Annotated in this window: 16 protein-coding genes; 15 read left to right on the top strand and 1 reads right to left on the bottom strand. The window is 70.8% G+C overall.

The window, feature by feature from the left end; all coding sequences use genetic code 11:
- Positions 1-13: 13 nt before the first annotated feature.
- Positions 14-307 carry a helix-turn-helix domain-containing protein gene (locus ACGFI1_RS11690; protein ID WP_386875680.1) on the bottom strand — a complete coding sequence of 98 codons (294 nt, stop codon included), beginning with the start codon at positions 305-307 and terminating at the stop codon, positions 14-16.
- A 232-nt stretch (positions 308-539) separates the two neighbouring features.
- Here ACGFI1_RS11690 and ACGFI1_RS11685 point away from each other — a divergent pair, with 232 nt between their 5' ends.
- From ACGFI1_RS11685 to ACGFI1_RS11615, 15 genes are all read left to right on the top strand, one after another.
- The gene (locus ACGFI1_RS11685) at positions 540-998 is read left to right on the top strand and encodes a hypothetical protein (RefSeq protein WP_392784929.1); all 459 of its coding nucleotides are present in this window, start codon (positions 540-542) and stop codon (positions 996-998) included.
- On the top strand, positions 992-1303 hold the full coding sequence (locus ACGFI1_RS11680) for a hypothetical protein (RefSeq protein WP_387076002.1): 312 nt from the start codon (positions 992-994) through the stop codon (positions 1301-1303). Before ACGFI1_RS11685 ends, ACGFI1_RS11680 begins: the two co-directional genes overlap by 7 nt.
- Complete coding sequence (locus ACGFI1_RS11675; protein WP_392784927.1) at positions 1300-2040, top strand: hypothetical protein; 741 nt, start codon at positions 1300-1302, stop codon at positions 2038-2040. Before ACGFI1_RS11680 ends, ACGFI1_RS11675 begins: the two co-directional genes overlap by 4 nt.
- 158 nt (positions 2041-2198) lie before the next feature.
- Positions 2199-3440, top strand: a complete 1242-nt coding sequence (locus tag ACGFI1_RS11670) for a hypothetical protein (RefSeq protein WP_392784926.1) — start codon at positions 2199-2201, stop codon at positions 3438-3440.
- Positions 3430-4905: an SCO6880 family protein gene (locus ACGFI1_RS11665; RefSeq protein ID WP_392784924.1), complete on the top strand. Its 1476-nt coding sequence runs from the start codon at positions 3430-3432 to the stop codon at positions 4903-4905. The genes ACGFI1_RS11670 and ACGFI1_RS11665 overlap by 11 nt, the downstream gene beginning before the upstream one ends.
- A 50-nt stretch (positions 4906-4955) precedes the next feature.
- On the top strand, positions 4956-6401 hold the full coding sequence (locus ACGFI1_RS11660; RefSeq protein ID WP_392784922.1) for a hypothetical protein: 1446 nt from the start codon (positions 4956-4958) through the stop codon (positions 6399-6401).
- Entirely contained in the window at positions 6398-8203 is a 1806-nt protein-coding gene (locus ACGFI1_RS11655; protein ID WP_392784920.1) for a type IV secretory system conjugative DNA transfer family protein, read from the top strand. Before ACGFI1_RS11660 ends, ACGFI1_RS11655 begins: the two co-directional genes overlap by 4 nt.
- A gap of 75 nt (positions 8204-8278) precedes the next feature.
- Positions 8279-8692, top strand: coding sequence for a DUF4913 domain-containing protein (locus ACGFI1_RS11650; RefSeq protein ID WP_392784918.1), 414 nt, complete (start codon positions 8279-8281; stop codon positions 8690-8692).
- Positions 8689-9489, top strand: a complete 801-nt coding sequence (locus ACGFI1_RS11645; RefSeq protein WP_392784917.1) for a hypothetical protein — start codon at positions 8689-8691, stop codon at positions 9487-9489. Before ACGFI1_RS11650 ends, ACGFI1_RS11645 begins: the two co-directional genes overlap by 4 nt.
- Positions 9490-9532: 43 nt before the next feature.
- Positions 9533-10357, top strand: a complete 825-nt coding sequence (locus ACGFI1_RS11640) for a hypothetical protein (protein ID WP_392784915.1) — start codon at positions 9533-9535, stop codon at positions 10355-10357.
- A 48-nt stretch (positions 10358-10405) separates the two neighbouring features.
- Complete coding sequence (locus tag ACGFI1_RS11635) at positions 10406-11239, top strand: hypothetical protein (protein WP_392784913.1); 834 nt, start codon at positions 10406-10408, stop codon at positions 11237-11239.
- A 58-nt stretch (positions 11240-11297) separates the two neighbouring features.
- The gene (locus ACGFI1_RS11630) at positions 11298-11687 is read left to right on the top strand and encodes a hypothetical protein (protein ID WP_392784911.1); all 390 of its coding nucleotides are present in this window, start codon (positions 11298-11300) and stop codon (positions 11685-11687) included.
- A gap of 5 nt (positions 11688-11692) precedes the next feature.
- Positions 11693-12457: a hypothetical protein gene (locus ACGFI1_RS11625; protein WP_392784909.1), complete on the top strand. Its 765-nt coding sequence runs from the start codon at positions 11693-11695 to the stop codon at positions 12455-12457.
- 117 nt (positions 12458-12574) lie between these two features.
- The gene (locus ACGFI1_RS11620; protein WP_392784907.1) at positions 12575-12958 is read left to right on the top strand and encodes a hypothetical protein; all 384 of its coding nucleotides are present in this window, start codon (positions 12575-12577) and stop codon (positions 12956-12958) included.
- 24 nt (positions 12959-12982) lie between these two features.
- On the top strand, positions 12983-14482 hold the full coding sequence (locus ACGFI1_RS11615) for a hypothetical protein (RefSeq protein WP_392784905.1): 1500 nt from the start codon (positions 12983-12985) through the stop codon (positions 14480-14482).
- Positions 14483-14701: the final 219 nt, after the last annotated feature.

The following is a 14701-nucleotide window of genomic DNA, read 5'->3' as shown; positions in this document are numbered from 1 at the left end:
TCGAGTGGGTTGCTTAGTCGGTGGTGTGGGCGCCGGTGCGGGCTTGGCGTTGGGCGCGGTGGCCGGCGCCCTTCTTGGGCTGAGGTTCGGTGGCTGGGTCATCGGCGGCTTCCCCGGGTTGCTGGTGGGGCTGCCGCAGCACCTCGCGGACTGCTTGCCAGGAGTAGCGGAAGTCCTTGCCGGTTTTGAGGGCGGGGATCTGCCCGGCGTTGGCCATCCGGCGGACGGTCTGGGGCGAGAGGCCGAGCTTGGCCGCGAGTTCGGCGGTGGTGAGGACGTCGGGGTCGCGGCCGGGTGTCTCGGTCATCGCTGGGGCTCCTGGGCGGGCGGTCACGGGTGTCCTTCCAGTGTGGTGGATGGGTGCTGCGGAAGCACGTTGTTCGGCGTGTTGACGTTCTCAGAAGTTGTTTGGCGGTGCTTGCGCTCTGTTATGTTGCCACGTACGGTGATCGTCCAGCAACTGTGAGCATCGATTCGGGGGTGTGCAGGTGAGTCTTCGACAGACCAGACCGGTCCCGGCCGGCCATGCCGGCGGCGGGATGGGTGAGGTTCTGGACGTGGTCGTGGCCGGCGCGCACGGCGGCGCGGGAACCTCCACGCTGGCGGCGCTGCTGCCCGCGGCGTGGGACATGGGGTCGATCGCGCCGTTGCTGAAGGCGGGCCGGTCGCCGCTGCAGGCCAATGGCCGCCCGGTGGTTCTGGTGGTGCGCAACACCGCGGTGGCGGCCAAGGACGCCACGACGGCGATCGGCGCGTTGTGGGACTGGGGCGAGCGGGTGGCGGCGTTGGCGGTCGTCAGTGACGGCGGTCCGGAGTCGCGGGACGCCACGGCCCGGTTCGCGCTGCTGCAAGGACGGGTCGCCGGCGTGGTGCGGGTCCCGCATGTGCGGGCGCTGCGGCTGGTGGAGGACCCGCGTGTGGTCGCTCTGCCGGGCAGAGCGCGTCAGGCCCTGGCTGAGCTCCGCTGCCTGGTCGGCAGGGGGCCGCGATCGTGCTGACCTTCTTCACGCCCACCGTGCTCGCGGCGCTGCCGCCTCGGGACGGGGATGTCGAGGTGCCCGATCCTCCTCCGGCTGCGCCGCCGGGGCTGGATCAGAAGATGGAGACGCTGCTGGCGTGGGGCAAGTGGGGCGTGCTGATCTGCGGCGTCGCCGGCTTGTTCATCTGCGCGGGTCAGATGGCCATCGGGCGCAAGAACCGGTCCACGTTCGCCGCCGATGGCGCGACCGGTATCCCCTGGGTGCTCGGCGGGCTCAGCCTGGCGGCGACGGCGGCCCCGATCGTCGGGGTGTTCTTCACATGAGCCCCTCCAAGAACCAGGAGCACGGCGGTGTCGCGTGGTGGCGTCGCGGCCGGGTCATCGCCGTCGCGGTGATCGGCGGCGGTGTCCTGGTCGGCGCGATCGTTCCTCCGGTGTTCCGGACGCCCCCGAAGACCACCCCTGTCGTCGTCCGGGCCACTGATCACACCGAGCAGCTGGTGAGCGCGCCGCAGGTGTCGTTCACCGGGGTGCAGTGGCGGGACTACCACGGCATCGCGCTCCCCTACTCGGCGCAAGACGGCCCACGCCATACCGCAGACGATCTGGCTGCGGGTTTCACCCGGACGCCGCGCGGGGCGTTGCTGGCCGCGGTGCACATCGCGGTGCGGGCCGACATGACGTGGGGCACGGACGTGTTCGGGCCGACCATCCAGCGGCAGGTCATCGGGCCCGACACGGATGTGCTGATGGATTCGACCCGCGAGGCCTACGACAAGCGGCGGGGCGACCGTCGGGATGGGGAGCCGCTCGGCCGCGGCTATGTGGTGCTGGAGGGGTTCCGTTGGCTGGGCTACACCCGCGAGGTCGCGAGCCTGGACCTGCTGTCGGCCGGGCCCGGCGACAGTGATGTGACCGTCCGTGCGGTGACCCGGCTGCAGTTGCGCTGGCAGGACGGTGACTGGCGCCTCGTCGCACCGCCGGGCGGGAACTGGGCGGGCGCCGCCGCCCCGGTCGAATCGCTGGACGGCTATAGCCGCTTTCCGCACTGGGGTGGCTGATGCTTGCCCTGCTTCCGCTGGATCCGTGTTCGCCGGTCACCGAGCCTGCGTGCGTTCAGCCAGTCGACAACGATGACGGCGGCGGAGATCCGCTCCTGCCCGGCCTTCCCGGGTTGCCCGATATCCCGGGGGCGATCGGCGGTCATGTGCTTGAGGAGATGACCGAGTCGTTCGAGCAGGCGGTGGGATGGCTGGTGTCCAACACCGCGTCCTGGTGGGTGCACACCCCCTCCCCTGATCTGCAGGGCGAGCCGGCGGTCGGATATCTGCAGCTACTGGTCCGGCCGTTGACGGTCGCGGTGGCAGTGCTGGCGCTGCTGGCGATCGCCGCGCGGATGGCGCTGTCGCGCAAAGCACTGCCGCTGGTGGACGCCGGACGCGGGCTGGTGGTCCTGGCGGTCGTCACCGTGATCGGCACGGTGGTGCCGAACCTGCTGATCCAGTGGGGTGACCTGTGGTGCGGCTGGGTGCTGAACGCCTCCTCCGACGGGGACTTCGCGCGGCGGATGAGTCAGATCGTGGCGTTCCCGAGTGCGGCGCCGCGCGCGCTGGTGCTCCTGTTGTGCCTGTTCGCGCTGGTCATCGGGATCGTCCAGGCGATCCTGCTGCTGTTTCGCGGAGCGGCCCTGGTCATTCTGGCCGGACTGCTCCCGCTCGCGGCGGCCGGGATGATCACCACCTCGACCAAGTCCTGGTTCCCGCGCGTGGCGGGCTGGATGCTGGCGCTGGTGTTCTACAAGCCCGCTGCGGCGGCGGTGTACGCGACCGCGTTCACGCTGGTCGGCAAGGGCAAGGACCTGCAAACGGTGCTGATGGGCTTCGCCATGATGCTGATCAGCCTGATCGCCTTCCCCGTGCTGCTGAAGTTCTTCACCTGGACCACCGGCGGAACCGAGTCCAGCGCCGGGGGCGGGATGCTCGGCGCGTTGATGGGCAGTGCCGCCGCGCTCGGCGCGCTGCGCGGCTACGTCGGCGGTGGATCCGGTGGCGGCCAGTCCAACTCGGCGGCCGAACACACCACCTACATCCAGCAGCAGCTCGGCGACCAGGACTCCACGCCTCCCGGCGGGGACCCGTCCGATCAGCCGTCCACCCCGCACGACTCAGCGGCTACACCTCCGCCGGCCGATAGCTCAGGCGACCAGCCCCCCGCTCCTGATGCGCCGCCGGGGAGCGGCCGGGCTGACACCGATGTGTCCCCGCCGGGGCAGAACGCGGCGGGCGGGTCCGGGTGGGCGCCACCCGACGGCGGTCACGGTGAACCGGTCGGCCCGGCCACGGTCCGGACGGCCGAGCAGGAGCGGCAGCCTGGCGAGGACGCAGTCCGCTGGGCCGCGACCGGCGGTGCCGGCGGCCCGACCGGCGCGGCCAGTGAAGGGAGTAGTGGCCATGGGGCATGAGGTCCGCACCTACGGCGGGTGGCGGCGCCGGCACGGCATCGGCCTGCTCGGCCTGGACACCGCCTCCACCTTCATCGCACTCGCCGCGGCGATGCTGCTGGTCCTGGTCGCCGCCAGCGCCCCGCAACTGCTGGTCTATCTGCTGCCGCCGACGCTGGTCGGCGGCGGGCTGGGCCTGGTCCGCATCGGCGGTGTCCCGTTGGCGCGGCTGGTGCTGGCGCGGTGCCGCTGGCAGTGGGGCGCGTGGCGCGGCCACAACCGCTACCGCGCCGGGGTCGTGACCGACCATCCGCGGGCGTTCCAGCTCCCAGGAGTGCTCGCGCCGTTGACGCTGCTGAGTGCCGAGGACGGGTACGGCGGCCGGTACGGGATCGTGTGGGACCGCCGCGCCGGGCTGCTGACCGCCACCCTGCGCGTGGTGCCGACCTCGACGTGGCTGGCCGACCGCGGCGACGCCGACGCCTGGGTCGCGGGCTGGGGCGGGTGGCTGGCCGCGCTGGGACACATGCCCGCCGTCCGGTGGGTGACGGTCACGGTGGAGACCGCACCCGAGCCCGGGTCCACCCTCGCCGACGCCGTGCACCGCGCCATCGTCCCGGCGGCCCCCGCTCCGGCGCGCAACATCATGAGCGAGCTGGTCCGCACCGCTCCGGCCGCTGCCGCCGACGTCGACACCCGCGTGTCGATCACCCTCGACCCGCGCGCGTCCGCGACCCGCCCCAAAGACCTGTACGAAGCGGTCGCCGACCTGGGCCGCACCCTCGACGGGCTCGCATCGCGGCTCGGCGGCTGCGGTGTCTCCGTCCTCGGGCGGGCCACCGCCGCCGAGATCGCCGGAGCCGTGCGGACCGCGTTCGACCCGAGCGCACGCGGCGAGGTCAACCGGCTCCTCGCCAGCCCCGCCGCAGACGACGTCTTGAACTGGTGTGACGCAGGGCCGGTCGCCGCTACCGAGCACACCGGGCACTACCAGCACGACGGCGGTGTCTCGGTGAGTTGGGCATGGCATGAGCCGCCGCGCCAAAACGTCCGCTCCGACGTCCTGGCCCGCCTGGTGGCGCCCGGCCCGTTCCCCAAGCGCGTCACTCTGCAGTACCGGGCGCTACCTGCTGCGGCCGCGAGCCGGGTACTGCAGCAAGAGGTGAACGCGGCGGCGTTCCGGACCCAGTTCCGCCGCCGCACCGGACGCGACGAGACCGCCCGCGACAGCTGGGACGCCGCTCGCGCCCGCCAGGCCGCCGCCGAGGAGGCCATGGGCGCCGGGGTCTGCCTGGTCTCGATGTACGCCACCGTCACCGCCGCCGACGCCGACCAGCTCCGCCGCGCCGCCGCGCACGTGGAGACCGCGGCCGACTCGGCCAAGATCCGGCTGCGGCGCCTGTGGGGCAGCCAGGCCGCCGGCTTCGCCACCACCCTCCCGTGCGGCATCTGCCCACCCGAGCTGTCCCGCCGCCTCATCCACTGACCCCGAGAATCCACTGCCCCGAAGAGCCTTTGACCTTGAGGAGGTCGCGCTTGCCGAACGCCGAAACACTGGCCATGTCCGAACCGCTCGCCCCGCCCTGGGGGTGGCGCGGGCGCGGTGCCGGACGCACCGCGCACGTCGAACCCGCACCCGAATACCAGGCCACCACCAGCCAGGTCTGCGGCCTGTATCCCTTCACCGCCGGGTCCGGCACGCCCACCGCCGGCACACCCGTCGGGCGCCACCAGCTCTGGGGCGAGGTCGTCTGCCTCGATCCCCTCGCATGGCTGCGCGAAGGGCTGGTCACCAACCCCGGGATGTTCGTCCTCGGGCAACCCGGCACCGGGAAATCCACCCTCGTCAAACGCCTGGTCACCGGCGCGGTCGCGACCGGCACCACACCGATCGTCCTCGGCGACACCAAGCCCGACTACACCAGGCTGGTGGAGTACCTGGGCGGCCAGGTCATCCGCGTCGGACGCGGCGCCGACCGCATCAACCCCCTCGACGCCGGGCCGCTGGACGAGGCGCGCCGCCGTCTGTCCGGGGCCGATGCCGAGACCTTGCGATGGGAAGTGCGGTCCCGGCGGCTGTCGCTGCTGCTGGCGTTGGCGACGCTGGTGCGCGAGGCCCGCATCACCAACGCCGAGGAGGTCGTCCTCGGCCGCGCCATCGACCTGCTGGACGACCGCCTCACCGGTGAACCCACCATCGTCGACGTCCTGCACATCCTGGAGCAGGGGCCGGACGAGTTGCGGGGAGCGGCTCGCGCCGATTCGAGCGACGCCTACCGCGCTCAGACCCGCGATCTGGTCTTCACCCTCGACCTGCTCATCTCCGGGTCCCTGGCCGGCGTGTTCGACGCGGCCACCACCCGGCCGCTGAACCTGGACGCGCCGGCGATCAGCGTCGACATCTCCCGCGTCCGCGCCGCCGGTGACAAGCTCCTCACCGCCGCGATGCTGTGCACATGGGCCTACGCCTTCGGCATGGTCGACGCCGCCACCGCCCTCGCCGACCTCGGCGCCGCCCCGCGCCGCTCCTACCTCGGCGTGATGGACGAGCTGTGGCGCGCGTTGCGCGGCGCTCCCGGACTGGTGGAGCACGCCGACGCCCTCACCCGCCTCAACCGCGCCAAGGGCATGGCCTCGATCATGATCACCCACTCGCTCGCCGACCTGGACGCGCTGGCCACCGAGGAAGACCGAGCCAAGGCCAAAGGCTTCGCCGACCGCTCGGCCATCACCGTCCTGGCCGGTCTCCCGCCCCGCGAACTGGCCCGCGTCCACGAGATCACCCCGCTCACCGGCCCCGAGCAGCAACTGGTCACCTCCTGGTCGGCGCCCGACTCCTGGCAGCCCGGCGCCCGTCACCCCGGCCGCGGCAAGTACCTCATCAAGACCGGTGAACGGCTCGGCATCCCGGTCGAACTCTCCCTCGTCGGCCCCGAGGCCGACCTTTACGACACCGACCAGGCCATCAGGGCGACCGCATGACCCGGGCGCTGGGGCCGCGGGCGTCGCTGTGGCATTCCAACGCCGGTGCCGGATGGCTGGTGCTGGCCGCCTGCTGGACGCCCATCCTTGGGCTGTGGGTCGTGTGGTTCGCGGCGAAGGTGTGCGCGGCCGCAGCGGGCGGGACGGTCATGCCGTTCGGCACCGACTTCGCACTCGCCCTCGCCCGAGGGCGGACCGATCAAGCCTGGCCGGGCACGCCGACCTGGCTCGTCCTGCTCATCCTCGTCCTGCTGGCCGCCGCGTCCGCCTACGGCGCCTGGGGGATCTGGTCGCGGGTCGCACGCCGTATCCCCCGCCCCGGGGATCCCGTCGCCGCGCTCGCCGACAACCCCGGCCTGACCGCCCTTCAACCCGACGCCACAGCGAAGAAGGCCATCGAGCTGCGCCGGTCCCTCACCACATCAGATCCCGGCGCGTTGAGGCCGGACGACATCGGCCTGGTCCTCGGGGACGTCCTTCTCCCGGGCGAGCGCAGCGGCCCGACACTATTCGCCTCGTTCGAGGACACGGTGGTGGCGTTCATGGCACCACGGTCGGGCAAGACCACCACCCAGTCGATCCCGCACGTGCTCTCGGCGCCCGGACCGGTCATCGCGACCAGTAACAAGGCCGACCTGTGGTCGGCGATCGCCACCGTCCGCGCCCAGCGCACCGGCGGGAAGAGCTGGCTGTTCGACCCGCAGCACATCACCTACCAGCCGCAAGCGTGGTGGTGGAACCCGCTCGCCGGACTGTCCACGGTCGAGGACGCCCACCGCCTGGCCGGGCACTTCGTCCTCACCGTCGACGACGGCCAGAAGAAGGACCTGTGGGGGCCGGCCGCGCAAGACCTGCTGTGCGCGCTGTTCCTGGCCGCCGCCACCTCCGGCCGGTCACTGCACCATGTCGCGCGGTGGCTGGACGAGCCCGCCGTCCCGACACCGATCGAGCTGCTGCAGGAGGCCGGTTTCCAGCTCATGGCCTCATCGTTGAAGGGCACCCAGAACGGCGCTGTGGAGACCCGCGACGGGATCTACCAGACCGCCCGCACCGCCGCCAAAGCGCTCCGCGACCAGGAGATCCTCGCCTGGGTCACCCCCGACGCCGGCCTGCCAGTCTTCGACCCGCACGCGTTCGCCGGCTCACGCGACACCCTGTATCTGCTGTCGAAGTCGCTGTCGGCCGCCGCTCCGCTGATCGCCGCGCTCACCGACACCACCATGCGCGCCGCCGAACGCCGCGCCGAACAAGCCGGCGGACGCCTCGACCCGCCCCTGATCGTCGCCCTCGATGAGGCCGCCAACATCTGCCGCATCGCCGACCTGCCGCAGCTGTACTCCCACCTGGGCTCACGCGGCATCATCCCGGTCACCATCCTGCAGAGCTACGAGCAGGGCGTCACCGTCTGGGGAGAGCCCGGCATGGCCGCGCTGTGGGGCGCGGCCACCCGCAAGCTGATCGGCGCCGGGATCGACTCGCCCCGGCTGGTGCGCGACCTGGCCACCCTCATCGGACAGCACGACGTGCCCGTCCGGTCCATCACCTACAGCGACGGACGCGCCAGCGAACAGATCTCTCTGCGGCCGCAGGACATCCTGCAGGCTGCTGACATCCGCGCCCTGCAGGCCGGGACCGCGCTGCTGCTGGCCACCGGCACCAAACCCGCTCTCATCCGGCTCCGGCCCTGGTACGCGGGTCCGCACGCCACCGCCATCAGCACGGCCATCAAGACCGCCGATACCGCGATCGCCAAGGCCGCCCGCCACCACCACAACCACCCGGACACCCCGACCACGCCCTAGCCCGCACCACGTCCACGTCCACGTCCAGACAGAAAGGGGCCTTCAGATGCACGCACTCACAGCTTTGGAGGCTTCATGCCTACCTCTGCCCCGCCGGCGACCGGCGGTAAGCGCCCCGAGTCCCTGTACCCGGATGTCACCGCCTGGGTCAGCGAGCATTTCGTCCCGATGTACCGGCGGACGCTGGGCGGTGAGTTCCGCTGGTGCGCCGAATGGTGGCGGCACGGCGAGGCCATCTCCCGCCTGACCGCGCTGTGGTTCGCGTGGGAGGCGATGCGGCTGCAGGGCGCCACCGGCATGGCCCTGTGGTACCGCGACCACCTCGACCACCAACTCCCCGTCCTGCTCGGGCCACGCGGCCCCTTCTACCAGTGCACCGAGAACGAGCACCTGGCCCCGCACGAGGCCCGCACCGTCCCCGTCCCTTCCGGATGGCTCGCCTTCGACATCAGTAAGACGTCCTCGGCATCGCGGCCGGTGCACGCATGACCGAGCGGATGGAAGCCGCCGCGCTGGCGTTGGACGCCTATGAACAGCACTTGTTCGGTGACCTGGCCAACGGGCACCGCACCGACCGCGCCGAAGCCGAAGGGCTGCTGCACGCGCTGGTGGTCGATCTCATCAACTACGGCGAGGGCAACCACCTGGACGTGGTCGACCTGCTGGACGCCCTCGTCCAAGCCCGCATCGACCGCGGCGGCGCCATCACCAACCCGCGCTGCAGCTTCCGCCTCGACGCCGAGGTCCAGTTCCGCGACCGCGACATCGAACCCCATCGGGGATTCATCACCGAACTGAAGTCCTCCGGCCCCGGCCAGGACGCCGAGTGCGTGCTGCGGATCCCCGGGATCATCGACCCTCAGCACACCAGCTCGGCCGTACTGGAGCCGGCCACCCGCCTGGCACCGCTGTCGACCCGTACCGCCGGGACCGTGTTCAGCGCAGCCGCGGCCGAAGACACCATCACCGACCTGCTCACCCGCCTACCGGCCGGACATCACGAATTCGACGCCGACCGCGATCCGCTCGTACTGGCGGACCTGGCCGAACTGTCGACCGCACTGGCCGCCTGGTCGGGCACCAAACCCGAGCACGTGTTACAGCACCTGCGCCAACGCGCCGGCCAGATCCCTGCCGCGCTCGACGCCTGCTCGCCGGCCTACAGGCGCGCCGCAGCCGGGTTCCCCAACGACATTGCCGCTCTCTTGGCCGGTGAGCAGCCCACCCGAGCGCGCTCCAGCCACACCGATCCACCGAACCCAAACCATCACCCACGCCTGATCTGACCAGGCCCCTTACTCGCCCGCATGAATCTTCGGAGGTACCGGTATGTCCGATCCCGATGAGGCCGTCGCCATCGCGCTCGACGCCTACCAGCAGCAACTCCTGCCCGATGACGCCGCCAGCCACCGCGCCGACCCCGCCCTGGCCGCGCCGCTCATCACCTCGCTGGTCGAGCAACTCGCCCGCTACGCCGACCGCCGCGACTTCGACATCCACGACACCTTCACCGAACTCCACCAGCAACATCTGGACCGCGGCGGGCACGACCACGACCCGAGCTACAGCTTCCGGCTCGGCGCCGAGGTCCAGTTCCGCCAAGGACGCACCGCCACCGGAGCCAAGGCACACCATCCGCTCTGGCGCGGGTTCATCACCGCCCTGGCCACCGCACCCGACGGCGAGCACCAGTGCACGGTGCGGATCCCGGGCATCAACGAGGGCCTGCATGTCGCCGCCTCCGAATTGGAGCCGGCCGACGCGCTGCTGCCCCTGCCCACCCGGACGGCCGGAGTCGTCACCCACGCCCGGGACGCCGAATCGACGATTGTCGACATCGCCGTCCGGCTCAAGCGCGCCGCAAACAACGGCCTGGTCCCCGACGAGCAGGCGCTTGCCGACCTGGCCCAGCTGACCATGCGGCTCAGCCGCTGGTCCGGTGGCCGACCTGACGCGATCATGCGGCACTACTACGACCGCATCATGCGCGCCGCCCGCAAACCCTCCAGGGGTCGTTCCGGCCCTGACGCGGCTGTCCGGCTGGCCGCAACCGAATTCCCCCAGGGCCCGCGTCCCACCCCGGCGGACGAGCCACCGCCCACCGCGCAGCCCAAACCGGACGACCCGCCGAGCACACGCAAGCACCGCCCCTGACCGCCCCCGCCCGTCACACCCAGCCGCCCCCGACCGCATGGAGGTTGCATGGCCGAAGCCGATGCCGCGCAGTTCGCCGAGTTCGGTGCCGCCGCCCTGGACTCCTTCCAAGCCCTCTTCCAGGAGACCGAACACCTCGACCACCGCGGCAACGACGCCCACGCCCACGAACTCCTCGGCGATTTGCTGATCGACCTGATGCACTACGCCGACCACCGTGGCCTGGAGTTCAACGACATCCTCGCCCAGGCCAGCGGCTACTACCTCAGCGAACGCGACGACCCCGACGTCCTGGCCATCGGCGCGGCCGTCCAACTCGACGGCCCGGTCGCCGACGAGGCGGTCCTGCTGGGCCACCCGACACGGGGCAGCGTCACCGGACTCCTCGTCCCGCTCGACGGCCCCACCGAGTACTACGTGCGCTTCCTCGGCGAGACCAGCAGCCGCGCCGTCCTCGCCGCCGACCTGGAACCGGCCCCACCCTTTCCCGCCACGTCCACCGCCCAAGGCGTCATCAGCAACCCACTACGTGCCGAGGAGGCCCTGGTCGAAACCATGACCCGCATCGGCCGAGCCGACCTCGCCGGCGTCCAGCCCCAGCAAAGCGACCTCGACGACCACCGCGTGCTCCTGGACGCCCTTGTGGCGTGGAACGGCATGGACAAGCGCGACGTCACCGACCTGCTCCTTGCCAGAGCCGAACCGCGCCTGACCGCCTCATCGCCGCGCCCCACCAGCGGTGCGCCGCTGGAGCCAGCGGCCGAACTCGCCGCCCACGACTTCCCCCTACCGCTATCGGAAGGGCTGGCCGAGCCCCAACCCGCCTCCCAGCCGCCACCACGCCCGGCAGGCCTCACCGCAGCACGCCCCCATCACCGATAAGGCAGTTCACCTGCACAAAATCCGCCCCACCCTGCCCGTCACCGCATCGGAGGTTCCGGTGAAGCACTTCTTCGACTACGCCGCCCGGCAGATCAAGACCGCCGACTCCCTCCCCGCGCTGCTCGCCGCCGCCTTCATGGGACTGGAACTCATCGAGCGCGCCACCACCGTCCTGGCCCAAAGCGCGCCCGAGGACGCCTACCAGACCGCGCTCGCCGAGGCATCCGACGCCTGGTGGGCGCTCGCCGAAGCACCCTCACTGGCCTGGCCCGCACACCCCATGCCCGACACCGACGCCCACGAGTTCGCCGAGACCATCACAAGCCTGGTGATGGTCGTCGCCGAAGCGATCCTCAACGTCGCCTGCAAAACCACCCGGCCCGCCGACCGGGTCGCGTGCCTGCGCGCCGTCCACCACGCCGGCAACGTCGCCGCAGCCATGAGGTGACCGCCATGACCCACACCGACCAGCGCATCCACCGCGCCACCCACGCCCTGACCGCCTACGAAAACGACGCCTTCCCCGGCAGACCCTCGCTCCTGCACCGCGACACCTTCTACACCCAAGCCCTGCTCGCGGCACTGGTCTGCGACCTGGAGCACTACGCCCACCACCACGGCATCGACTTCACCGCCGCCCTCAGCACCGGCCGCGCCATCAACGCCGCCGAAGTCACCGAGGACACCCCGTACAAGATCGGCGACCAGGTCCGCCTCACCCGCCAGCACGACCGCTGCGGCACCGTCATCGGCTGGCAGACCACCGGCCCCCACACCGGCCCCGACTTCCTGGTCGCCGTCCCCGGCCTCCCCTACACCTACGCCGAACCCGCCACCCACCTAGCGCCCGCCCCCGCCTTCCCGCCCACACCCACCACCCTCGGCACCGTCCACCACGCCGACCAGGCCGAACAGCTCTATACCACCATCACCACCCGGCTCCCTCACGCATCCGAACGCACCCGCCACGCACTCGAACAGGACCGCCGTCGGCTCCTGGCCGCACTGGGCTCCTGGAGCGGCATCACCGAAACCCGCCTCCGCCACGAACTCGCCCCAAACCCCGACGCACGCAGACAGCCACCAGCCGCCACCGGAACCGCCGCCGCGGACTTCCCGATCGACATCAACCAGAGCGCCTTCGCACCAACACCGAACACCCACACCCGCCCACAGACACCGCCCTCACCAGCCACAGGCAGGTCACCCGCCACCTGAACGCAGCGTGGATATCCACAACGCGCACTCCGCACCACCACGGCCCCGCCTCGCGCCAAGCTGCGCTGATTAGCAAGCACCCGCGACCACCCACTCGTCCAGCCGGAGGACACCGCGATGACCCACGAACAGCACCACCAGGACGTCCGCCACGCCTGGTTCACCGAAATCCTCACCAGCGCCCTCAACGACCTCTCCCACGCCGAACGCGTCATCACCGCCTACGCCGCCCAGCAACCCGACGGGTTCATCGCCTGGGGAATGGCCGAGGGCGAAGCCGTCCAAGCCCACCAAGCACTCCGCCAAGCCCCCTCCCTCCACGCCGCCCTCCCCACCGACCACACCGAGGCGAACGCCACCACCGACGCCCTGTTCGACCTCGCCCGCACCACCTCCCAAAACCTCGTCCGCGCCGCCGAACTCGCCACCGACCCCGACGACAAGACGGCCTGCCTCCAAGCAGCCCTGCACGCTGGACGCCTGCGCGACACCCTCCGGTAGCCGCCCATGGCCACCTTCGGGGAGATGACCGAACTCGCCACCCACCACCTCACACACCTACAGCACCAACTCCACACCACCCACCTCGACCACGACCTCCACCAACCCGCCATCCCACCCGAACTCGCCCGCCTCACCCACGTCCTCGCCCGATACCACCACCAGATCGCCGACGGCTTCGGCACCCCGCATCCCGCCACCACCGGCATGCGGGACGCCGCCCACCGCGCCGGCACCCTCCTCCAACAAGCCGAGCACGTCCTCGGCCCACCCGCTGACACCCCAACCCCGCCCACCGACCTCGCCAACACGCTCCGCGCCGCCTCCACCGCCCTCGGCTGCGGCCTGGACCTGCTGTCCACCCACTTCCCCACCAGCACCGACCAGCCGGCCTCCCCCAACGCCCCCGTCATCGCCGCACCACAGACCGCCCGCTCCCTCCTCCACCAACTCAGCACTCACACCGCGACCATCGGCCACCTCGCCTACCGCACCGGCACCCCCACCGACCAAGCCGGCCCGCTTCTACTGAAAGCCGCATTCCTCGCCCGCATCCACAGCGACGGCCAGACACCACCACCGCCCCTCACCGCCGTCCCGCTCCACCACACCCGCGACCGAATCCCACCCGTCATCGGCGAAGACCACGACCAGACCATCGCCGGGATCGACGCCAGCGTCCACCGCCTGAGCAACCCCACCGACACCACCTCGATCACCACCTGGCGCTACCTCGCCCGAACCGCCGCCATCCTCTGCCACCTCAACACCAAAACCCTCCACCAGCTCATCCTTAGGCTCCACGAACTCAACCAGCCCGATCACATCCCCGTCCTCAAACAAGCCAAGGCCGACATCCACCGCCTCAACCGCTCCTGGCAGAGCATCATCCGACGCTGGGACACCAAAATCGGCCACTACGGCCACCCCGCCAACGGCCCCGCAACCGACGCCGGCGACCTCATCCTCCGCATCGGGCGCCTCCTCCACGAAGACCCCGCCTGGACCCCAAGCCCCCGGGCCTCCAGCCGCGTCAAACCACCCCACGAACTCGCCCCCACCCTCCCCCAAGCAGCCCAACTCCTCACCGCCACCATCAAAACCATCGACGCATGCACCGCCCTCGCCGCCCACCACCACGCCGCCATCAACGACGCAGCCGCCATCGCCTCCCTCGAGAGGAAAAAGAAATATCCGACCCGCCACCCGCGCGTCTTAGGCTCAGCCCTCGAACTCTCAACTCGCTACGACATAGCCCACACCAAAGGCCGCCGAACCATCACCACCCTCGCCCAAGCCATCCAAACACTAATCGCACCAGCTCCTATCCCGGAAGACATAGAACTACTAGTCCACCGAACCGGAATTAACAACGAACACACCCAACCCGAACTCGCCGCAACCGACTTCCCCACGCCAATAACCGATTGCCTGAATGTTCAGCAGAACCAACATGAAAACAATCCCGCAACTCATATCAGCCCAACTCTTCCCCAGACCACCCACCGCCATCCGACATTCTGACAGGGCTGAGCGAAACGGACGGGGTCAAAATAACGAACCGTCCTACCGTTTACATACCAGCATAATTTAGGTGACGATGGTGGAGAACTTCTGATCTTGCTGGAGGCATTGGTCTGTGCCGCTTCACGACCCGGTGGCGGTCGGCCGCCGCCGGGGCCCGCGGGGGGGGGCCCGGGCCCGGCGCGCGGCGGGGGCGAGGCCGGGGAGAACTCGATTGTA

Origin of the sequence: Actinomadura geliboluensis, assembly GCF_043197915.1 — a bacterium.
GTDB classification, from domain to species: domain Bacteria; phylum Actinomycetota; class Actinomycetes; order Streptosporangiales; family Streptosporangiaceae; genus Spirillospora; species Spirillospora geliboluensis.
The sequence above is the reverse complement of the archived record's forward strand: the minus strand, read 5'-3'. Positions and strand labels throughout refer to the sequence as shown.